General features: G+C 62.6%; 22 protein-coding genes and 1 pseudogene. 18 read left to right on the forward strand and 5 right to left on the reverse strand.

What is annotated here, in order from left to right:
- Positions 1 to 105: 105 nt before the first annotated feature.
- The 3 genes from AB7531_RS05280 to AB7531_RS05290 are packed head-to-tail and all read left to right on the forward strand — an operon-like array spanning position 106 to position 1,616.
- A complete protein-coding gene (locus AB7531_RS05280) occupies positions 106 to 360 on the forward strand; it encodes a hypothetical protein (RefSeq protein WP_063980878.1) in 255 nt (84 codons plus the stop codon).
- Between the two features lie 37 nt (positions 361 to 397).
- Positions 398 to 1,084 carry a sensor histidine kinase gene (locus AB7531_RS05285; protein WP_063980879.1) on the forward strand — a complete coding sequence of 229 codons (687 nt, stop codon included), beginning with the start codon at positions 398 to 400 and terminating at the stop codon, positions 1,082 to 1,084.
- Positions 1,085 to 1,103: 19 nt separating this feature from the next.
- Positions 1,104 to 1,616, forward strand: coding sequence for a YkgB family protein (locus AB7531_RS05290; RefSeq protein ID WP_084794953.1), 513 nt, complete (start codon positions 1,104 to 1,106; stop codon positions 1,614 to 1,616).
- 283 nt (positions 1,617 to 1,899) lie between these two features.
- Here AB7531_RS05290 and AB7531_RS05295 read toward each other — a convergent pair.
- A pseudogene (locus AB7531_RS05295) lies at positions 1,900 to 2,529 on the reverse strand (TMEM175 family protein); the annotation flags it as partial.
- A 6-nt stretch (positions 2,530 to 2,535) separates the two neighbouring features.
- On the opposite strand from AB7531_RS05295, the gene AB7531_RS05300 reads away from it, so the two are divergent.
- From AB7531_RS05300 to AB7531_RS05330, 7 genes are all read left to right on the forward strand, one after another.
- Positions 2,536 to 4,182 carry an ATP-binding protein gene (locus tag AB7531_RS05300; protein WP_063980881.1) on the forward strand — a complete coding sequence of 549 codons (1,647 nt, stop codon included), beginning with the start codon at positions 2,536 to 2,538 and terminating at the stop codon, positions 4,180 to 4,182.
- A 2-nt stretch (positions 4,183 to 4,184) separates the two neighbouring features.
- Positions 4,185 to 4,799 (forward strand): response regulator transcription factor, encoded by a 615-nt coding sequence (locus AB7531_RS05305; RefSeq protein WP_063980882.1) that lies wholly within the window; start codon positions 4,185 to 4,187, stop codon positions 4,797 to 4,799.
- A 370-nt stretch (positions 4,800 to 5,169) separates the two neighbouring features.
- Entirely contained in the window at positions 5,170 to 6,072 is a 903-nt protein-coding gene (locus tag AB7531_RS05310; RefSeq protein WP_231143842.1) for a helix-turn-helix transcriptional regulator, read from the forward strand.
- 187 nt (positions 6,073 to 6,259) lie between these two features.
- Positions 6,260 to 7,129 carry an alpha/beta fold hydrolase gene (locus tag AB7531_RS05315; protein WP_063980883.1) on the forward strand — a complete coding sequence of 290 codons (870 nt, stop codon included), beginning with the start codon at positions 6,260 to 6,262 and terminating at the stop codon, positions 7,127 to 7,129.
- A 41-nt stretch (positions 7,130 to 7,170) separates the two neighbouring features.
- The gene (locus AB7531_RS05320; RefSeq protein WP_063980884.1) at positions 7,171 to 8,061 is read left to right on the forward strand and encodes a zinc-binding dehydrogenase; all 891 of its coding nucleotides are present in this window, start codon (positions 7,171 to 7,173) and stop codon (positions 8,059 to 8,061) included.
- A 32-nt stretch (positions 8,062 to 8,093) separates the two neighbouring features.
- Complete coding sequence (locus tag AB7531_RS05325; protein ID WP_063980885.1) at positions 8,094 to 8,864, forward strand: SDR family oxidoreductase; 771 nt, start codon at positions 8,094 to 8,096, stop codon at positions 8,862 to 8,864.
- Positions 8,865 to 8,987: 123 nt separating this feature from the next.
- On the forward strand, positions 8,988 to 9,398 hold the full coding sequence (locus AB7531_RS05330) for a DUF2000 family protein (protein ID WP_063980886.1): 411 nt from the start codon (positions 8,988 to 8,990) through the stop codon (positions 9,396 to 9,398).
- Between the two features lie 29 nt (positions 9,399 to 9,427).
- Here AB7531_RS05330 and AB7531_RS05335 read toward each other — a convergent pair whose 3' ends face one another.
- Genes AB7531_RS05335 through AB7531_RS05350 form a run of 4 tightly spaced genes read right to left on the reverse strand, consistent with a single transcriptional unit; the run spans position 9,428 to position 11,324 of the window.
- Positions 9,428 to 9,721, reverse strand: a complete 294-nt coding sequence (locus AB7531_RS05335) for a hypothetical protein (protein WP_187387914.1) — start codon at positions 9,719 to 9,721, stop codon at positions 9,428 to 9,430.
- Positions 9,687 to 9,953, reverse strand: a complete 267-nt coding sequence (locus tag AB7531_RS05340; RefSeq protein WP_224517587.1) for a DUF6510 family protein — start codon at positions 9,951 to 9,953, stop codon at positions 9,687 to 9,689. The genes AB7531_RS05335 and AB7531_RS05340 overlap by 35 nt, the downstream gene beginning before the upstream one ends.
- Positions 9,954 to 9,958: 5 nt before the next feature.
- Positions 9,959 to 10,720 carry a ferredoxin reductase gene (locus AB7531_RS05345; protein WP_063980889.1) on the reverse strand — a complete coding sequence of 254 codons (762 nt, stop codon included), beginning with the start codon at positions 10,718 to 10,720 and terminating at the stop codon, positions 9,959 to 9,961.
- Positions 10,707 to 11,324, reverse strand: a complete 618-nt coding sequence (locus AB7531_RS05350) for a sulfite oxidase-like oxidoreductase (RefSeq protein WP_063980890.1) — start codon at positions 11,322 to 11,324, stop codon at positions 10,707 to 10,709. The genes AB7531_RS05345 and AB7531_RS05350 overlap by 14 nt, the downstream gene beginning before the upstream one ends.
- A gap of 222 nt (positions 11,325 to 11,546) precedes the next feature.
- Between AB7531_RS05350 and AB7531_RS05355 the strand changes: the two genes are divergently transcribed.
- The 8 genes from AB7531_RS05355 to AB7531_RS05390 all read left to right on the forward strand — a co-directional run bounded on the left by AB7531_RS05355 (position 11,547) and on the right by AB7531_RS05390 (position 18,156).
- On the forward strand, positions 11,547 to 13,085 hold the full coding sequence (locus AB7531_RS05355; RefSeq protein WP_063986067.1) for an amidase: 1,539 nt from the start codon (positions 11,547 to 11,549) through the stop codon (positions 13,083 to 13,085).
- 247 nt (positions 13,086 to 13,332) lie between these two features.
- Positions 13,333 to 13,941: a cytochrome P460 family protein gene (locus tag AB7531_RS05360; protein WP_063980891.1), complete on the forward strand. Its 609-nt coding sequence runs from the start codon at positions 13,333 to 13,335 to the stop codon at positions 13,939 to 13,941.
- Positions 13,942 to 13,965: 24 nt separating this feature from the next.
- Entirely contained in the window at positions 13,966 to 14,547 is a 582-nt protein-coding gene (locus AB7531_RS05365; RefSeq protein ID WP_063980892.1) for a cytochrome P460 family protein, read from the forward strand.
- A 62-nt stretch (positions 14,548 to 14,609) separates the two neighbouring features.
- Positions 14,610 to 15,884 carry a beta-propeller fold lactonase family protein gene (locus AB7531_RS05370; RefSeq protein WP_063980893.1) on the forward strand — a complete coding sequence of 425 codons (1,275 nt, stop codon included), beginning with the start codon at positions 14,610 to 14,612 and terminating at the stop codon, positions 15,882 to 15,884.
- Between the two features lie 231 nt (positions 15,885 to 16,115).
- Complete coding sequence (locus AB7531_RS05375; protein WP_084794955.1) at positions 16,116 to 16,907, forward strand: urease accessory protein UreD; 792 nt, start codon at positions 16,116 to 16,118, stop codon at positions 16,905 to 16,907.
- Positions 16,908 to 16,933: 26 nt separating this feature from the next.
- Positions 16,934 to 17,236 carry an urease subunit gamma gene (locus AB7531_RS05380; protein WP_028148889.1) on the forward strand — a complete coding sequence of 101 codons (303 nt, stop codon included), beginning with the start codon at positions 16,934 to 16,936 and terminating at the stop codon, positions 17,234 to 17,236.
- A 6-nt stretch (positions 17,237 to 17,242) separates the two neighbouring features.
- Positions 17,243 to 17,821 (forward strand): HupE/UreJ family protein, encoded by a 579-nt coding sequence (locus AB7531_RS05385; protein ID WP_063980894.1) that lies wholly within the window; start codon positions 17,243 to 17,245, stop codon positions 17,819 to 17,821.
- Positions 17,818 to 18,156 (forward strand): urease subunit beta, encoded by a 339-nt coding sequence (locus tag AB7531_RS05390; RefSeq protein WP_063980895.1) that lies wholly within the window; start codon positions 17,818 to 17,820, stop codon positions 18,154 to 18,156. The genes AB7531_RS05385 and AB7531_RS05390 overlap by 4 nt, the downstream gene beginning before the upstream one ends.
- Positions 18,157 to 18,163 lie beyond the last annotated feature (7 nt).

Consider the following 18,163-nt stretch of genomic DNA (forward strand, 5'->3'; position numbering starts at 1 on the left):
CCAACAATATCGCCTCAATCGGCGCAATCCACGAACAGCGAGGCTCGTACACATGCTGCATAATGTGCGCGTCATCACGGCAATCAACTGCGTTGAGGCGCGACCATGCAACTCCGTTCATCCCTCATCCTGAGCTTCGCCGCCATTCCTCTAACCGCCCTGGCAGATCCGCTCCCGGCGCCGTCGCCGAAAGCGCCGAGCCCGGCTGAGACCGTCCAGGTGCAGCCGCGCGGCAATGAATTCATGCCGAATTCAGTCGCCGAGGATGCGTTGCAGAAGCGCATTACCGACTTCAACCGGAAACTGGAAGGTCTGGACGCAGATCTCGACAAGAAGCTGAAAATCTGCCGCGGATGTTGATCGAAATCCGGTTCAGCAAACAGCGATAGGTCTGCACATGAGGCACACTGTCACCGGTTCGTTCCACGACGGCGGAAGCGGGTGCGCGCACTTTGAGCGGATCGCCCCGATCCGGGATGACGAGCTCGAGCTTGTCGTCAGGGAATTGCAGCATCGCATGCGCAATATCCTCAGCATCGTTCTGTGCTTCGTGAACAACACCGATGCGAATACGACCGCCGATTTTCGCGAGGCGCTCTCGGCACGGATCGCGACCCTGTCCGACGCCTACAGGATGATCGAATCCGCGGGAGAGCAGCGCGTGTCTCTCGCGGCGATGCTGGAGCGAACGCTCAAGCCGCACGCGATGTTTCACAGAGGCCGCATTCTGCTCGCGGGGCCGGACCTCACACTGGAGCCGCACATCGCCTTGGCGCTGCACGTCATCATTCACGAGCTGGTTACCAACGCGAGCAAGTACGGCGCGCTGACATCGACGGCAGGAGCCGTCGAGGTGATCTGGGAAAGCCCGCCCTATCTCGGCGGACAAGGTCTTGCGATCCAGTGGCGCGAGCGCGGCGGACCGATTGTGACCAAGCCAGTACGCAAGGGCTTTGGCACGCAACTGATCGCAAGGGCCCTGCCGGGCGCGCAGGTCGATCTCGACTTCGCACCCGACGGCCTTGTCTGCCGGCTTCTGATCGATCTCGGTCAGGCGCTGACCGCGCAAGGGCCTGTCAGTTAGGATCAGGAGGATCGGCACCATGAGTACATTGGCGAGAGCCCAGCGCAAATCGTTCGCAAGCAGGCTGCCGATATCGGGGCTGCTTGCGGGAGACCTGGATTACCACATCGTCCGGGCGTCGATGGTGATCCTGTTCTTCTTCTTCGGCTACCAGAAATGGTGGGCGTACGAGGCGGACCGCCTGGACCCCTTCATCAGCAACGGTCCGCTGATCTGGTGGCTCTATCCCGCGTTCGGCCATCAAGGCGCCAGCTGGTTCCTCGGCGTCGCCGAATGGACCTTTGGTGCTTTGATATTCGCGGGCTTCTGGAGCAAGCGGCTCGGCATTCTGGGCGCCCTTGGATCGACCGGTACCTTCATCGCAACAGTCACGATCATTCCGTTTATGCCGGACGGTTGGGACGCTGCTGCAGGCGGCTTTCCGGCGATGACGGGTAACGTTCCGTTCCTGATGAAGGATGTCGTGCTGCTTGCGGTATCGTTGTATCTGCTGAAGCAAGATGCGGCCCGTGTCCTGAGACCTGAGGCTTGAGATACATGGCAAGGCAGATGCAGATCATGGCCAGCGCGAGAATGGGATAGTGCAACGAGACGGCCGCCGCGGCGAGGAAGCCGAACAGGGTGGTCAAGGATCGCATCCGCATCATCATGCGCGCCTTGTCCGGGATCGCCTCGATCGCCGGCCGGTCGACGGCTTCCCAGCACAGCAGCAGATAGGTCGCGTTCACCAGGGCGAATACGCCGGCGTAGACGGTGACGGGCAGCGGCGCCAGCTTTGAGCTCGCGATCCAGGCTGTCGAGAACGGCAGCAGCGATACGGAAAACAGATGAGCGAAGTTTCCCCAGATCAATCGGGGCGTCGCCGCGCTGGCATAGTGCAGAAGATGGTGATGGTTCACCCAGACGATGGCGATGAAGAGATAGCTGACTGCGTAGCCGATGACGGTCGGCCAGAGTTCGAACAGAGCATTGAGGCTCGGAGCGTGCGGCGGGCGCAGGTCCAGGGCGAGAATTGTAATAACGACTGCAAAAACCGCGTCCGAGAGGGCATTCAGGCGTTTTGTCTTCGGAGAGTCCGCGGTCATCATTCCTGTTTCCTTGCCGATGCAGGCCTGCGCGGCAGTGTCTCGACGCCCCGATCGGGCCTGAACAGCAGGCGAGTCATGCCGACGGCCAGCGGGGCGCACTGCCGCTGCTCCGCACTTTCGTAGACATTCGGAGCAAACGTCGCATCGGTTACAGCTGCTTCGAAAAAAATCGGGGCAATGCGCAACGACGTGCACGGCGCGGGCTCGTGAACCGCGGCTCTCGCGACCAAACTTGGCAACGTTCGCAAGTCCCGTTACATGTTGCGGCGTACTGACGCGCTCTCGTCCCACCCCTCGATACGCAAGCGGCGGGGTGATGCGTCGAGACGTCTGGAAATGATTTTCACGACGAGACATCTCAGTATGAGGCTTGATAACGAGACGCACGAACTCGATCTGGTCGCAAAGGCGTTTCAGATTATCTCGAGAGAAATCAGCTATCAGGGATTGGCCAAGGCTCTCCTCATGGAGGCGCTGAGCTACTCCGGGGCCAGTCGGGGGGCGATCCTGCTCAGCGGGCAAAGAGAGCTGCTTGCCAAGGCCGATGCGAGCTTCCCGCGCGAGAGGGCGAACTTCCTTGCCTCCTTCCCGCCGCACGCCGAATTCCGCCTGCCGAGCGACCTTGCCGAAGAGGTGCTCGATCGAAAGCAAACGGTCGTGAGGCAAGCCGGCGCGGAGAGCTCCGCACTGATCGATCCCGCGAACCCGCCGTCTGGAAAGATAGCGCAGCTGTGCCTGCCGTTGATTCACCAGCACTGGGCGATCGGCGTTCTCTATCTCGAAGCGGATGGAGATGCGGAGATCTTCACGCCGCGATGCGTCTGGGTGACATCCATGCTGGCCAATCAGGCCGCCGTCTCATTCGAATCCGTCCGCCTGTTCGAGGCGCTGCGCGAGACCAATATGTGGATGGTCAGAGGGCAGCAGATCGGCGGGATGGGCAGCTATCGCTGGAACACGCGGACCCTGCTCTCGCGCGGATCGCGCGAATGTTACCGCATCCTGGATATCGACCTGGACGTGAACCCCGTGCCCTTCGAGGTGTTCAGGAGCCGGGTCCATCCCGAGGATTATCCCGCGCTGGAGCAAGACCTCACCGAGGCGATCAGCACGAAGTCGCCATTCACCCACGAGTACCGCGTGATCCACCGGGACGGCAAGACGTTGCATGTCGTCGCCGTTGGGCAATTCGATGAGGGGCCCACGGGAGACCTCGAGCTGGAAGGCATCATCACGGATGTCTCGCAACGGAAGGCGGCGGAGCAGGCTCTCGCCGACGCGCGAAACGAGCTTGCGCGTGCGACGGGTCTGACGTCCCTTGGCGAGCTCGCCGGCTCGATCATTCACGAGATCGACCAGCCGCTGACGGGCATGATCATGAGCGCGGAAGCTTGCCTCCGGTGGCTCGCCCGGGATCCCGTTCAGGCCGCGGAGGCCCGCAAATCGGTCGCACGCATCATCAGACAGGCACGTCGAGCTGCGGAGGTTGTGACCGGGGTCCGCTCTCTCGTGCGGGGCACGCAGGTCCATTTTGCCGAGTTCGATATCAACGATGCGGTTGCGGAGGTTCTGCTTCTGTCGAACAGGGAAATCGAGCGAGCCGGGGTCATCGTCCGTACCGACTTCGATCGATCATCGCCGCGTGTCGAAGCAGACCGTGTTCAGGTCCAGCAGGTCGCCCTCAACCTCGTGCGCAACGCGATCGAGGCCATGGCCGGGGTCGAGGACGGGAACCGCATTTTGGCCCTCTCTTCGGGGGTCGCCGATGGTATGATTTCCGTGGCAATCGCGGATACGGGGGGCGGCATCAGCCCGGCTGATAGAGAGCGGGTCTTCGAGACGCTCTACACGACGAAGGGAGCGGGACTCGGTCTGGGACTGTCGATCTGCCGCAAGATAGTGAAACTCCACGGAGGACAGCTATGGGTGGAAGAAAACGGGAGGTGCGGAGCGAAGTTCACCTTCGCTCTCCCGCTTCGCCAGGCGGTTCAGACGTCGGAAAGCCGGTAGACATGCCTCCTTCCGGCGTTGTTCATATCGTCGACGATGACCGCGCGGTTCGCGAGTCCCTTGGCGATCTGCTCGAGTCCCTGCACTACAAGGTCGCCCTGTACGGATCAGCCTCGGATTTCCTCAAGGTCGAACTGTCGGATGCCCCTGCGTGCCTGGTGCTCGATGTCAGATTGCCCGGCACGAGTGGCTTGGAGCTGCAGGAGTACCTGACGAAAATCAATGTCGGAATCCCGGTGATCCTGATGACCGCCTTTGGCGACATTCCCATGTCGGTAAGAGGCATGAAGCTGGGGGCGGTCGATTTTCTCACCAAGCCGATACGGGATCAGGACCTTCTCGATGCGATCACGGCCGCGATCCGAAAGGACATCGATCGGCGCGACGACAGCGCGCACCTGACGCAGTTGCAGGAGAAGTTTGCACTCCTGACCACGCGCGAGCGGCAAGTGATGACGCTGGTGGCATCCGGTCTGATGAACAAGCAGGTCGCCAGCGAGCTCTCGATCAGCGAAGCGACAGTCAAGATGCATCGTGGCAGCGTGATGCGGAAGCTCGGGGCAAAAACCGCGGCAATGCTCGTCCGAATGGCAGAAGCGCTCCAACTCCAGGGCTGAAGCTTCGGGACTGGCATCTCGTGCTGAATCATCTCGGCGCCTTCAATGCACGCGACCCATACCTAAGTATGGGCCGGAACAGCACAAGCGTGAGATTGTCCGCGGGGGCGATGAAAAGCATGTTGCCCCTGTGCGGTGCTGTCAGCCGGCGTTGGCAGCGCGTCTTGACCGGAGAGGTAACGTCACGTGCAGCTTGCGGCTTCAACGCCCGTATCCAGGCGACCAGGGCATCTCCTCCGTGCAGAAATTCGTTGACGATTGGACGCGGCCATCCGGAGCACAGAACAGGGCGACGACGATGGGGATGTACGTATCAAATTCGAGTGAGAGCACGCCACGGATGGCGGTCTCCGCTTCGCCAATCCGGCCGGTGGACGAGACGCTGTCTTCTAGGCCGTCCGACGCAGCGCTTCATCCGACGGTCAGCATAACGCCTTCCGAGCCGGTGAAGCGCCTTGGGATAGGCTGGCGCTGGTGGTTTTCGGAGAGCGTTCACCTCCCGGTCGGCAACAGGATTGAATTTCGCTTTCAGGGGTCGAGACATCTCCTGGCGTTGTACAACGAGGGAGCGCGGAAAAGCGGTGAGACCTCCATCGATGGCCTCTGCTCGTCGAAGCTGCGCGGCTCCGAGCACAGGCTGACCTTTGTCCCGGCGGGACGCGCCTATCGGGAATGGCATGAGACTGCCTCGTCTGCGCAGGTGACCTTCCTCTACTTCGATCCCGCCGCGCTTCACAAGTCCGACGACAGCGCGGCCGGGCTCGCGCCGAGAATATACTTCGAGGATCCGCTGGTCTGGGAAACCGCCTCCAAATTGAAGAAGGCGATCGAGAGCGCCGAGACGAATTGCGCGCCCTACCTCGAAGCGCTCTGCGGCGTGCTCGCCCACGAGCTTTCCAGGTCTGATCACGATGTTGTTCGCGAACCGGCAGCGGTCAGTCGTGGAGGTCTCGCGGGTTGGCAGAAGCGTGTCGTGGTCGAGTACGTCGAGGGGCATCTGGGAGAACAGGTCTGCCTCCTCAAGCTCGCCGAGCTCGTCAGGCTCAGCGTTCACCACTTCTGCCGCGCTTTCAAGAAGTCGTTCGGAATCCCGGCCTACCAGTATCAGGTGCAGCGACGCATGGAGTTCGCCAAGCTGCGGCTGGCGGATCGCGCGGTATCGATTACGGACATCGCACTCAGCCTGGGCTATGCGCAAACGAGCTCCTTCAGCTCCGCCTTTCGCAAAGCGACGGGTTGGACTCCTACGGACTATCGCAGGGGGTTCGAATGAATAGATCCGAGGCACGATAGATCGGGCAGAGCAGGCGACAGGCAGCCTCGTACGGGCAGAAATCCCCGGGAAGTCTGTAACCGGATCGCCCCGAGCCACGAAATGTCCAGGTGAGACCGCCTCGGATCGGCTGCCATCGGAACATCGATTTCACCGGGCGCAACAGGTGTCGAGGGAGGGACCGCAGATGACGAGCATTCGATACCGCAAGGCGGACGTGGACGGACTGAACGTATTTTACCGGGAGGCTGGCCGGGCTGACGCGCCCGCCTTGCTGCTGCTGCACGGATTTCCGACGGCCGGCCACATGTTCCGCGAGTTGATCCCGGCACTCTCGGATCGCTTCCGACTGGTGGCGCCGGATCTGCCCGGGTTCGGCCAGTCCGACATGCCGGCTCGCGAAAGCTTTGCATATACGTTTGCCGCGTTGGCGCAGGTGATCGAACGGTTCACAGAAGTCATCGGACTCGCCCGTTTCTCGCTCTACGTCTTCGACTATGGCGCGCCGACGGGCTTTCGGATGGCTCTTCGGCATCCCGAGCGCATCGTTTCCATCATCTCGCAGAATGGCAATGCCTATGAGGAGGGATTGAGCGATGGCTGGAGCCCGATCCGGGCTTACTGGCAAGATGCATCGCAAGCGAATCGGGCGGTGCTGCGATCATTCCTTTCGCCGGAGACGACGGTCTGGCAATACACCTACGGGGTGCCTGACACCTCCCTGATCTCCCCTGATGGCTTCACGCTGGACAACCATTATCTCGAGCGCCCAGGCGCGGACGAGATCCAGCTCGATCTCTTCGGCGACTACAGGACCAACGTCGCCATGTATCCGGAATTCCAGGCCTACTTCCGCAAGCACAAGCCGCCCTTCCTGGCGGTCTGGGGCAAGAACGATCCCTTTTTCCTGCCGGCGGGCGCGACGGCGTTTCAGCGCGACATGCCGGGCGCCGAAGTGCGCTTCTTCGACACAGGGCACTTTGCGCTCGAGACTCACGCGCGGGAGATCGCAGCTTCGATCGGTGATTTTCTTGGCCAGCTGAATTCGAATGGGTAACCGCCGCTTCCCTCGCCGCGAGAAACGTCGGGAGAGCCATCATGCGCGCCATCGTTCTTGAAAAATTCGGTGGCTTGGACAGCCTCGTCTATCGAGACGTTCCGGAGCCGGAGCCGCAGCTCGGTCATGCCGTCATCGAGGTCAAGGGATTCGGCAAGTCGTGCCCGGGCGGAGAATTTCCGGTGGGCGCCAAGGTGGCCGCATTGATGGGCGGTCTCGGTCGAACCATCAACGGCAGCTACGCCGAATACACGCGTGCGCCGGTCTCGAACGTCGCATCGATCGATGCGGATTTGCCCTGGGCCGAGCTCGCAGCGATCCCCGAAACCTTCGCGACGGCATGGACCTGTCTCTTCCGAAATCTCGATCTCGCGAAAGGTCAGGTTCTCGTCATTCGCGGAGCGACGTCCTCGTTCGGTCAGGCCGCACTCAAGCTTGCGGTCAATGCCGGCGCGCGGGTCATCGCGACGACGCGCAGCCGGGAACGCTTTGCCCTGCTGGAGAAGCTCGGAGCCGCGCGCTGCGAAATCGAACGGCGCGATCTCTCGAAGCATCTGCCCGAGGCGAAGCAGGTCGACGCAGTCTTGGACCTCGTCGGCAACAGCGTCGTGCTCGACACTCTCGCCATGCTTCGCCGCGGCGGCCGCTCCTGTCTCGCCGGCTGGCTCGGCGGGCTTGATCCGATTCCGGATTTCAACCCGCTGCTGCAGATGCCGAGCGGCGTCTACCTGACCTTCTTCGGCAGCTTCGTGTTCGGCACGCCCGGGTTCCCGCTCTCCGACGTGCCGCTGCGGGAAATCGCCGCCGATGCGGCGGCCGGCCGGCTGGACGTCAAGCCGGCGCGGGTCTTTCGCTTCGACGAGATTCGCGAGGCGCATCGCGTCATGGAGGCGAACGAGGCAGTCGGAAAGATGGTCGTTGTTCGCGACTGATATTTGCAAGCTTGGTATTCGGGAGGGTTCATATGTCGAAATCAGTCGCCATCGTGACGGGGGCGAGCCAGGGAATCGGCCGGGCGACCGCGGTACGCCTGGCGCGCGATTTCTCGGCGCTTGCCCTGGTCGCGCGAAACCGCGCCAATCTCGAGGACACCGCAAGGGCGGTCCGGGCCGCCGGCGCCGGGGTGCTGGTGATCGATGCCGATCTGGCCGAACCTCGTGCCGCTCAATCTGTCGTCGACCAGACCTTGGCGGCGTTCGGCCGGATCGATGCCCTGCTCAATATCGCAGGCGCGGTACCTCAGGTCGATCTGTTCGAGACGACGGAAGCACAGTGGGACGCCGGACTGGCGTTGAAGCTGCATGGCGCCCGGCGGCTCACGATCGCCGCCTGGCCGTCGCTCATGGCCGCGCAGGGGGCGGTGGTGTTGATGTCGGGAAACTCGGCCTCTTTCCCCAAGGCGCCCTATGCCGCGGTCGGCACCATCAACGCTGCAATCGTCGCCTTGGCAAAGGCGTTCTCCGACAAGGGAATCAGCGATGGCGTCCAGGTCAACAGCGTCCTGCCGGGGCCGGTGATGACGGGCCGCCGCCGCTCCTACCTCGAGCACTGGGCGCCCCTGCACAACATGACCGTCGAGGAAGCCACGGCGAAGTTTCCCAAGGACGCCGGGATCGCGCGTTACGGTGAGCCGGAAGAGATTGCCGAGTTGATGGCGTTCCTCGTATCGCCCGGCGCGCGCTGGATGACCGGCTCGGCATTGCGGATGGACGGCGGCGAGGTGAAATCGATATAATCGGTTTTCACCCGAAGGCCGTCCGCGGAAGTGGCCCACTTGCAAAAGCGTTCGATGCGCGCAAGCATGGAGTAAGGGCTCTTTCGCTCTTCGCGAGCGCTGAGGAATAGCGGCAAAACCGTCATGCAGTTTGACACCAAGATCGCGGTCGTGGTCCGCACCGACCTTGAGCCGTGGCAGAAGCTGAACGTGGCCTCTTTCCTCGCCAGCGGGATCGCGGCGGCTTTTCCGGCCTGCATCGGCGACCCCTACGAAGACGGCTCCGGGACGAAATATCTGCCGTTGATCGGCCAGCCCATCCTGATCTATGGCGCCGACCGCGCGGCGCTATCTCGCGCGCTCGATCGCGCACTGACGCGCGGAGTGACGCCGGGGCTCTATACCGAGGACATGTTCAGGACCGCTCACGACGCCGCCAACCGCGAGGTCGTGAAGGCCGTTTCCCGCACAGACCTGAATCTGGTTGGAATTTCGATGCGCGCCGAGCGCAAGGTGATCGACAAGATCGTCGACGGGTTGAAATTTCACGGCTGACGCTTCCCGATCTGCCCCGGCCGTCCTTTTCAGTCTTCGCCAGATCTGGCTCTGAGGAGCTCGTCGCGGCGCCTGATCAGAATCTCGAGCCGCGCGGCCTGATCGTCAATTCGCTGGCCGACGAGCTCTTCGCTCATCGCGGCGACATGTGAGGCCGACTGTTCAATCAGCTCGCGAAGCTTCGCCGCCGTGGCGGCAATCTGGCGCTCGATTTCAGCGAGGTGGATGTCTTCACCGTGCATGGCGGGTCTTTGATTTCGGGGCTTGGCGGGCGATCGGGCGCGGCATTCAGAAGTACAGGTGCCGGGCACCGTGCATTTCAAGGACACATCCCCTCTGAGTGCGCGTCGCCTTCATCAGATCGCTTCCGCAATCGGCGCATTTGACGAGCGCCTCCAGCGGCCCGCCGTCGACGGCGAGAGAGCCAAGGCAGGACACGGTGTTGCATGCCGCGCACCGGATCTTCGTCAGGGTGATGTCAAAGGCAAAGGCTTCTTGAAGCAAATGTGTGCCGGGGTCACCGCCAAGAATGAGGTCGGCGATGTTGTCTGCCATGGCGATCATGCTCCTGTTGGCCCGAAACGCTCGGTTCTTATGGCGAGAGGGTCGAAGCCGAGCTTCACGAGCATGCTCGAGATGCCCTCGACAAACCCGGTGGGACCGCAAATGAAGAACGTGGGATTCTGCTCGCGCGTAAAGCTGTTCTCTGCGAGCAGCGCCTCGTTGACCCGTCCCCGATGTCCGTTCCAGTCGCTCGGATGCTCGCGGGTGAGCGCATAGACCAGGCGGAGGTCGCGATCGCCGCGAGCCATCGTAGCGAGTTCATCCCGATACACGATTTCGGCAAGGCTGCGTGCCGAATAGATCAATGATGCCGGTATGCGTGCGAGCGACCTCCTGCGGTGGCGCAACATGGCCATCAAAGGCGTAATCCCGGTACCGCCCGCGACCAGGCAAATCGGTCCACCGCGCGTTTGACTCCAGATGAAATGCAGCCCAATGGGCCCCCGAAATTCGAGAGCATCACCAACCTGCAATTCGTCGAGGAGATAGGACGACACCTCACCGTCCTCGACCCGTTCCACGGTGAGAGCGAGCAGCTTTTCTTCCGGAGGCGATGCGATCGAGTAACTTCGTTCGGCCTGATAGCCGTCATCGGCGGTGAGACGGATGTCGACGTGCTGGCCGGGCCAGTGCCCGGACCAGTTGGCCGGCTGCAGGATGATGCTCTTCACCCGGCTTGTCTCAGTCACGATGGCCTGCACGCGACCGGTCTGCCACGCGATGCTGGGCTGCTGCAGAGGCGCATCAGTCGCCGTCATAGCGCTGCTCCCGCCAGGGATCGCCATAATTGTGATAACCACGCGATTCCCAGAACCCGGGCTCGTCCTTGGGCATGAAGCGGAGCCTTCGCAGCCACTTTGCGCTCTTCCAGAAGTAGAGATGCGGCACCAGGAGTCGCGCGGGGCCGCCGTGCGCCGGGGCGAGCGGCAGGCCCTCATAGCGGGTCGCGATCATCGCCTTTCCCGCGACCAGGTCGGTCACCGGAAGGTTCGTCGTGTATCCGCCGTCGCAATGCGCCATGACATAGGCGTTCGGCGGCTCGCTCAGCCCGACCACCTTGAGAAGGTCGTCGAAGCTGACGCCCTGCCAGACCGTGCTGAGCTTGGTCCATTTGGTGACGCAGTGAATGTCGACCGCGATCGTGGTCTGGGGCAGTGCCTCGAATTCGTCCCAGGTCCATTTCCCCAGCAACGATCCGCCGAGTTGAAGCGCAATCTTCCAGTCGGCGACACGGATATCCGGCGTGGGTCCGGCGGACAGCACCGGGAAGTCGGTCGTCAGATACTGACCCGGCGGCAGCCGGGCGGCTTCGGGTGCCTGTCGCCTGGATTTGAAGCCGCGAGAAACGGGAGGTCGGTCCATGGAAGCGTGCCCTTGTGCGGTGACGCGCGGGATGTGCCAACGCGCGTCGGCGTAACCTGCAGCCCACGTCAGCGCACATGAACCCTGATCGATGCCTTGTCGATGGCCGTCGCGGTGAATGCATCAAGATTGCGAAAGACGAAGCAATCACGGCTGCGCAGGCAAGAACTGTTTCAATGTCAAATGCGGCTTCGTCCTGAAGTGGTTCAGAAGGAGGAGACGATGTCGAGCGTGAGCCGGTCCTTGCATTCCGACGAACTCGCTTACCTCACCGCGCACGAACTGGCAGCTCGCATCCGGCGACGTGATCTGTCGCCGGTTGACGTGGTCGATGCGTTCATCCGGCGCATCGAAGCGCGCAACCCGAGCCTGAATGCGCTGGTTTATCTCGATTTCGACGGCGCCCGCACGAGGGCGAAAGAGGCCGAGCGCGCGTTGGTCGCAGGCGAGTCGTGGGGCCCACTGCACGGCATTCCGTCGGCGCTCAAGGATCTGTTCGACTTCAAGCCGGGCTGGCCTGCGAGCCTGGGCGGCATCCGCGCGCTCAAGCACCACGTCGTGAACGGTTACTGCGTGTTCTGCGAGCGCATGGAGAAGCGTGGGGGGGCCGTGTTCCTCGGCAAGACCAACAGCCCTCTCATGGGATTCCGGGGCACCTGCGACAACTACCTGTTTGGTCCCACGCGCAACCCGTTCAATCTTGCCAAGAACACGGGCGGCTCATCCGGAGGAAGCGCCGCGGCGGTCGCCGATGGACTGCTACCCATTGCAGAAGGCACGGATGCCGGCGGCTCGATACGAATCCCATCGGCCTGGTGTGGGGTCTATGGCTACAAGGCGTCGTTCGGACGCGTGCCGTTCCTCGTGCGTCCCAACGCGTTCGGCGTGGCCGACTCTCCGTTCCTGTTCGAAGGGCCCATCACGCGGACGGTCGAAGATGCCGCAATTGCGTTGAACGTACTTGCCGGCCCTGATCCGCGAGATCCCTTCAGCCTGATCGAGCCGCCCGTCGACTTCACCGCGGCGACCCGTCGTTCGATCCGTGGCCTCAAGATTGCCTATAGTCCGGATCTGGACGTCTTTCCGGTCGACGGAAAAGTCGCGGCGACGGTCCGCCGCGCGGTACAGGCGTTCGAGGAAGCCGGCGCTCATGTGGAGGAAGTGAAGCTCGGCATCGTTCGCTCGCAACGGGAGCTGAGCGACGTCTGGTCGCGTCTCTACATGCTTCTGAACCTGCAGGCGATCGAGAACATGAAGCGCGACGGCATCGATCTGTTCGGCAAGCATCGCGACGACTTTCCGCCTGAATACATGGATTGGGTCGAGAAGACCAATCGCGTGTCGGGGCTCGATTTCTTCCGCGACCAGGCTGTCCGGTCGGAGGTCTACGATGCCTTCCAGAACGTCCTTGAAAGATTCGATCTATTGGTCACGCCGACCGTCGCGTGCCCGCCGGTCGACAACGCCAGCGACGGCAACACGGCTGGGCCGAAGTCGATCAATGGTGTCGAGATAGATCCTCTGATCGGATGGGCCCTGACCTACTTCGTCAACTTTACGGGCCATCCGGCAGCCTCAATTCCAGCAGGTCTGTCCGACGGGCTTCCGGTCGGGATGCAGATCATAGGTCGGCGAAACGCCGACTTCGACGTGCTGGCGGCGAGCGCGGCTTTCGAGCGGCTTCGTCCCTGGCAGGACAACTACCGGATCTGCCGCGAGCGCCCCCTGAGAACAGCCCCGCTTTCAGACCTCACCCGCTGACCTTGCACCCTCTCGGTCGCTTCCATGGCCGTCCGCGCCGCGATCGCGGCGCCGATTGGGGCCGCGCGTCCTGCTTCCGCAGCGTCAACCTCTTCACCGATCGCAGGTTCGGCACGGAATGCATCAAGATGGCCAAAGCGGAAGCAATCCCCAGCGCGCAGGATCCTCCGCGACTGGCTAAGTCATCTCTCGACAGGTCAATTGTGCCGGCGCCTCGCGCGTTCGGCCGCAGTCGCGGGAGAAGACAATGCGCGTGGGAGTCCAGGCAGCAGCGGCGGTCATCGTAGGCAGTGCGGTCGCAACGATTCTGTTCTTCGGATCGCTTAGGGATAGCAATGCCCAGAGCAATACGCGCTATCTGCCGGAATACACCGCGGACGGGCAGTTGCTCCTGCCGAAGAATTTCCACGAGTGGGTCTATGTCGGCTCGCCGCTGACGCCGAACGCCCTCAACGGCGGACAGGCGAACTTCCCGGAATTCCACAACGTCTATATCGAGCCGGGCTCGTACGCGATCTACAAGAAGACCAGCGAATTCCCCGAAGGGACGATCCTGTTCAAGGAGCTGCAGCTGACGTTGCCGCAGGAGAACGCCGACGGCTCGCGAACGGAAGCGTCGGGACGGGGCTACTTCCCGGGCAAGTGGAACGGCGCCGACGTGACCGTCAAGGATTCGAAGCGCTTCGCCGACACCAACGGGTGGGGCTATTTCAACTTCAATCACCACGAACCGAAGGCGCCGACGGCCAAGGTGAAGTCGAAGGACGAGTGCGCCTACTGCCATATCGCCAACGCCAAGAAGGATGAGGTCTGGACCCAGTTCTATCCGCTGCTGGACAACAAGGACGCGCGGTGACCGCGTAATCGGCGGAAGATCGGCATGAAAATCCTCAAAGCCGCCTGTGTCGCCGTCGTCGTGATCCTCGGGATCGCGGCCGCGGTCAGGCAGTCACAGCTGCCGGCGAACGCGGCGGATGGCGTTTCGACCGGTGCGAGTGTCGCCGACCGCGACGGGCATCTGCACGTGCCCGATGACTATCGTACGACCTATCAGCTCCTCGGAAGCTGGGCGATTGCGGCAGACGACACTCACGGCTCGAAGGAGCTTCACGTCGTGTACGCCTCGCCCGGAGTGATCGACGCCTATCGGAAGGACAAGCGCTTCCCGGACGGTGCGGTGCTGGTCAAGGAAGTGTTCAAGGCGGCAACCTCTGAAATGACGACCGGTACCGTCAGCCGCGCCGATGCTTTGAAGGGATGGTTCGTCATGGTGAAGGACACCGCGAACCGTCACCCGGAGAGCGCGTTGTGGGGCGACGGCTGGGGATGGTCCTGGTTCGACGCGGGCGATCACTCGAAAACGACGACGACGAATTACAGGGCGCAATGCCAGGCGTGCCATGTACCCGTGCGGGCGTCCGACTGGGTTTACGTCGATGGATACCCTCCGCTGAAGCCATAGCAATGGTGCAGGTCACCGAAAGTCATTCGATTTACCAAAGCCAATCATCAAAGGAGCGAGAGATGGCTAAAGAAGCGACGGCGAGCGAGATGGGAATGTCGAAGGGGCAGACTGGCCATCTCTATATCCAGACCAATGAGATCGATAACGCCATTATTCACTACACGCGGCAGGCGGACGGCAAGCTGGCCGAGGTCGCGCGTATCAAGACGGGCGGCGCCGGCTCCGGTGAATTCAAGCCGATCAGCGGCCAGGACAGCGCGCCCAACTCTTACGAGGGTGCAGGAAGCGTCATCATTACATCCGATCGGCGCTTTCTGTTTGCGACCAATGGCGGAGACAATTCCGTTTCGAGCTTCCGCCTGGAGAGCGACGGTCGTCTCACGCTGCTCGACGTGAAGTCGACCGGCAACCCGGTCGAGGGCAGGAGTGGCACGGCCAAATCGCTGGCTTTCGCTCCGTCGACGCGCACCCTCTTCGTGCTGCACGCGTTCGGACCGGATCATCTTCGGCTGATGTCGGTCGATGCCGAAGGCATGCTCAAGACGCGGCCCGAGCGATACACGGTGAATACGTACAGCAAGCGGAACCGTGTCTCCACCATGGTCGTGGTCTCGCCCAACGAGGAGCTCGTGCTTGTCGGCACCACTTTCGATGAGCCGATCGCGCTCACCGGCTTGTATCCCGACGGCTCGCCGATTCTCTGGGTCCAGCGCGCCGGCGGCGCGTTGCACTCGATTGCGTCGAATGCACCGGATCCGGACGGCCTTGCCGTGTTCGCCCTGCAAAAGGACGGCTCGCTCGGCACGGCCAGGTTCTACGATGCGAAGGGCGGTTCTCCGTTCTACATCGCGTTCCTGAATCAGCGTCCGAATACGTTCGTGATCGGCTATGCCGTCGGCGACGGATGCTCCATCTGCACCATCGAGAAGAACGGCTCGATCAAGATCGGCCCGCTCGTCAAGATCGACACCAGCGCGGGCCTGCCGTCCGAGCTGTGCTGGCTGGCCGTCGCTCCCGATGATCGCACGATCTACGCAACGAACTTCGGCTACAGCAACATCAGCAGCTACCGCATCAATGGTGGCGGCCTGGAGATTGCGTGCGATCCGGCGTGCCCGAAGGTTCCCGGCGACGGCACCGCGAGGGGATTGAACGGGACCGTGACGAGCGGTCCCAGCGATAGCTGGATCTCGCCGGACGGCGCCTATCTCTATCAGATCTACGGCAACGCCTCGAAGCTGGTCAGCTACAGCACCCAGCCGGACGGTTCGCTGAAGGAGATCGGCAGCGTCAAGATCCCGTACAACGGCTCCCAGGGTCTTGCGGGTTTCTGATCCCGGTTTCGCGACATGAGGTCCGGGCGTGGTCGGCATTGCCGTTCCACGCCCGGCCTCTCCCTCGCCGATATGCGAGACACACACGGTCAATCATGAGCCCCGAGACGGATGTTTGAAGCAATTCACGAGCGCTCTCGCGGGACATCCGCGGCTCATCCCGGCCAACCGGGAGAAGGGCAGAGCGCCACGGAAAAATTCGATCTGCAGCGCGCTGCCGGGGAAGCTCGCGTGGTGTTCTCCGGCGCCGCAAACGGCACGGAGATCATCAACGTCTATCAGAAGTTTCCGATGGCCGTTGCCTTCCCGAATGTCGACGATCGTCGGCGCAAGGAGGCGGTCCTCATCAATACCTCGGGCGGTGTCGCAGGCGGCGACGAGATCAGGATCGAGGTGGTCGCTCAAGGGAATGCGTCGGTCGCGGTGACCACGCAGGCCGCGGAGAAGGTCTATCGGGCGCTGGATCGGCCTGCGCGAATCCGGACGCGGTTAAGGGCTGAGGGAAATGCCCGGCTTGCGTGGCTTCCGCAAGAGACGATCGTCTTCAACCAGGCGCGCATCGCGCGGCAGACCGAGATCGATGTGAACTCGGGTACCGAATTGATTGCCCTCGAGTGGCTGGTTCTTGGCCGCATCGAAAGCGGCGAGGAGGTTCTTGCCGGACATATCCTGGACAGTTGGCGCGTCAGGGTCGACGGCCGTCTGGTGTGGGCGGATGGCTTCCTCGCCTCAGACCAGGCGCTCCCGCAGCTTCGGAAGACGGCGCTGCTCTCGAACTGGAAGGCGATCGCGACAATGATCTATTTCGGTCCGGGTCTCGAGGCCCGGCTCGAGAGATTGCGCGAGATCGGTGCTTCGCTGGAATGCGCGTGCGGCGTCACGATCGTGGGCGCGATCATCGTGGTCCGGGTCGCCGCGATTGCAAGCGTGGACCTCAGGCGAGGTCTGCGCCGCTTCCTCGATCAACTCGACCATGAGCTCGGATCCGGTCCCTTCGGAGTGCCGAAGATGTGGTCCTGTTAGCAGCGCGGCCAGGTGGGAGGAGCATCTTGAATCTGACGCCACGGGAACGAGACAAGCTGATGATAGCCCTCGCCGCGATCGTTGCGCGCGGCCGGCTCGCGCGAGGCGTCAAGCTGAATTATCCCGAAAGCATCGCATTGATTTCGGATGCCATCATGGAAGGCGCCCGCGACGGACGATCGGTCGCGGATCTGATGTCCGAAGGTGGCCGGCTGCTGCGCCGCGACCAGGTCATGGAGGGCATCCCGGAAATGATCCGCGAGATCCAGGTCGAGGCAACGTTTCCGGACGGGACCAAGCTTGTCCCGGTGCACAACCCGATCCGATAGGAGCCGATGATGCGCATCATCCCGATTTGCGTCGCTGCGTTGAGCCTGCTTGCGGCGCCGGCCTTCGCTCATCCCATTCCGGGCGCGGGCAGTTCGTTCGACGCCGGTCTCGTCCATCCGTTCAGCGGCGCCGATCATCTGATTGCGGTCACGTTGGTGGGAACGTGGAGCGCGCTCGTGGGCGGATCCGCGAGAGCCGTGTGGCCGCTGACCTTTCTGATCGCGATGCTGGGCGGCTTCGCCGCGGCAAGCGCAGGACTTGAGCTGGGATTTGTGGAGGCGGCGATCAGCCTCTCGGTGGTGGCGCTGGCAGCGTTCGTTGCGTTCGAATTCAGGATGCCCGTCATGCTGGGCGCGGCGGCCGTCGGCCTGTTCGCGTTCTTCCATGGTCACGCCCACGGAACTGAAGCCGCCGCGATGCTTGTCCCCTATGTGATCGGCTTCACGACGGCGACCGCCGCTCTTCTCCTGACCGGCATGGTCATCGGGTTCTCAGGAGGAAACGCGACCAGACGAAGCTTGCTTCGCGCGGCGGGCGTATGCGCTGGCCTTGTCGGGCTGCTGCTGCTTGGAGGCGTGGCATGATTCCCGGGGAGGTCATTCCGGCTGACGGCGACATCGTCCTGAACGGGGACCGGACCGGACCATCGATTGCCGTAGCCAACACCGGCGACCGGCCGGTCCAGGTGGGCAGCCATTATCACTTCGCCGAAGTGAACGCCGTACTCGCGTTCGATCGATCCCTTGCCCGTGGGTGCCGCCTCGATATCCCGGCCGGGACGGCCGTGCGATTCGAGCCGGGTCAGTCGCGCGAGGTCTCATTGATCCCGTTTGCCGGAGCGCGGCGCATCTACGGCTTCAGCGGCGGCGTGATGGGACCTCTGGAATCAGGAAACGATGCGTCCGGCGCCAACGAATAAGGTCAGG

It is taken from the genome of Bradyrhizobium sp. 63_E2_N1_3, assembly GCF_052076005.1.
GTDB classification, from domain to species: domain Bacteria; phylum Pseudomonadota; class Alphaproteobacteria; order Rhizobiales; family Xanthobacteraceae; genus Bradyrhizobium; species Bradyrhizobium barranii.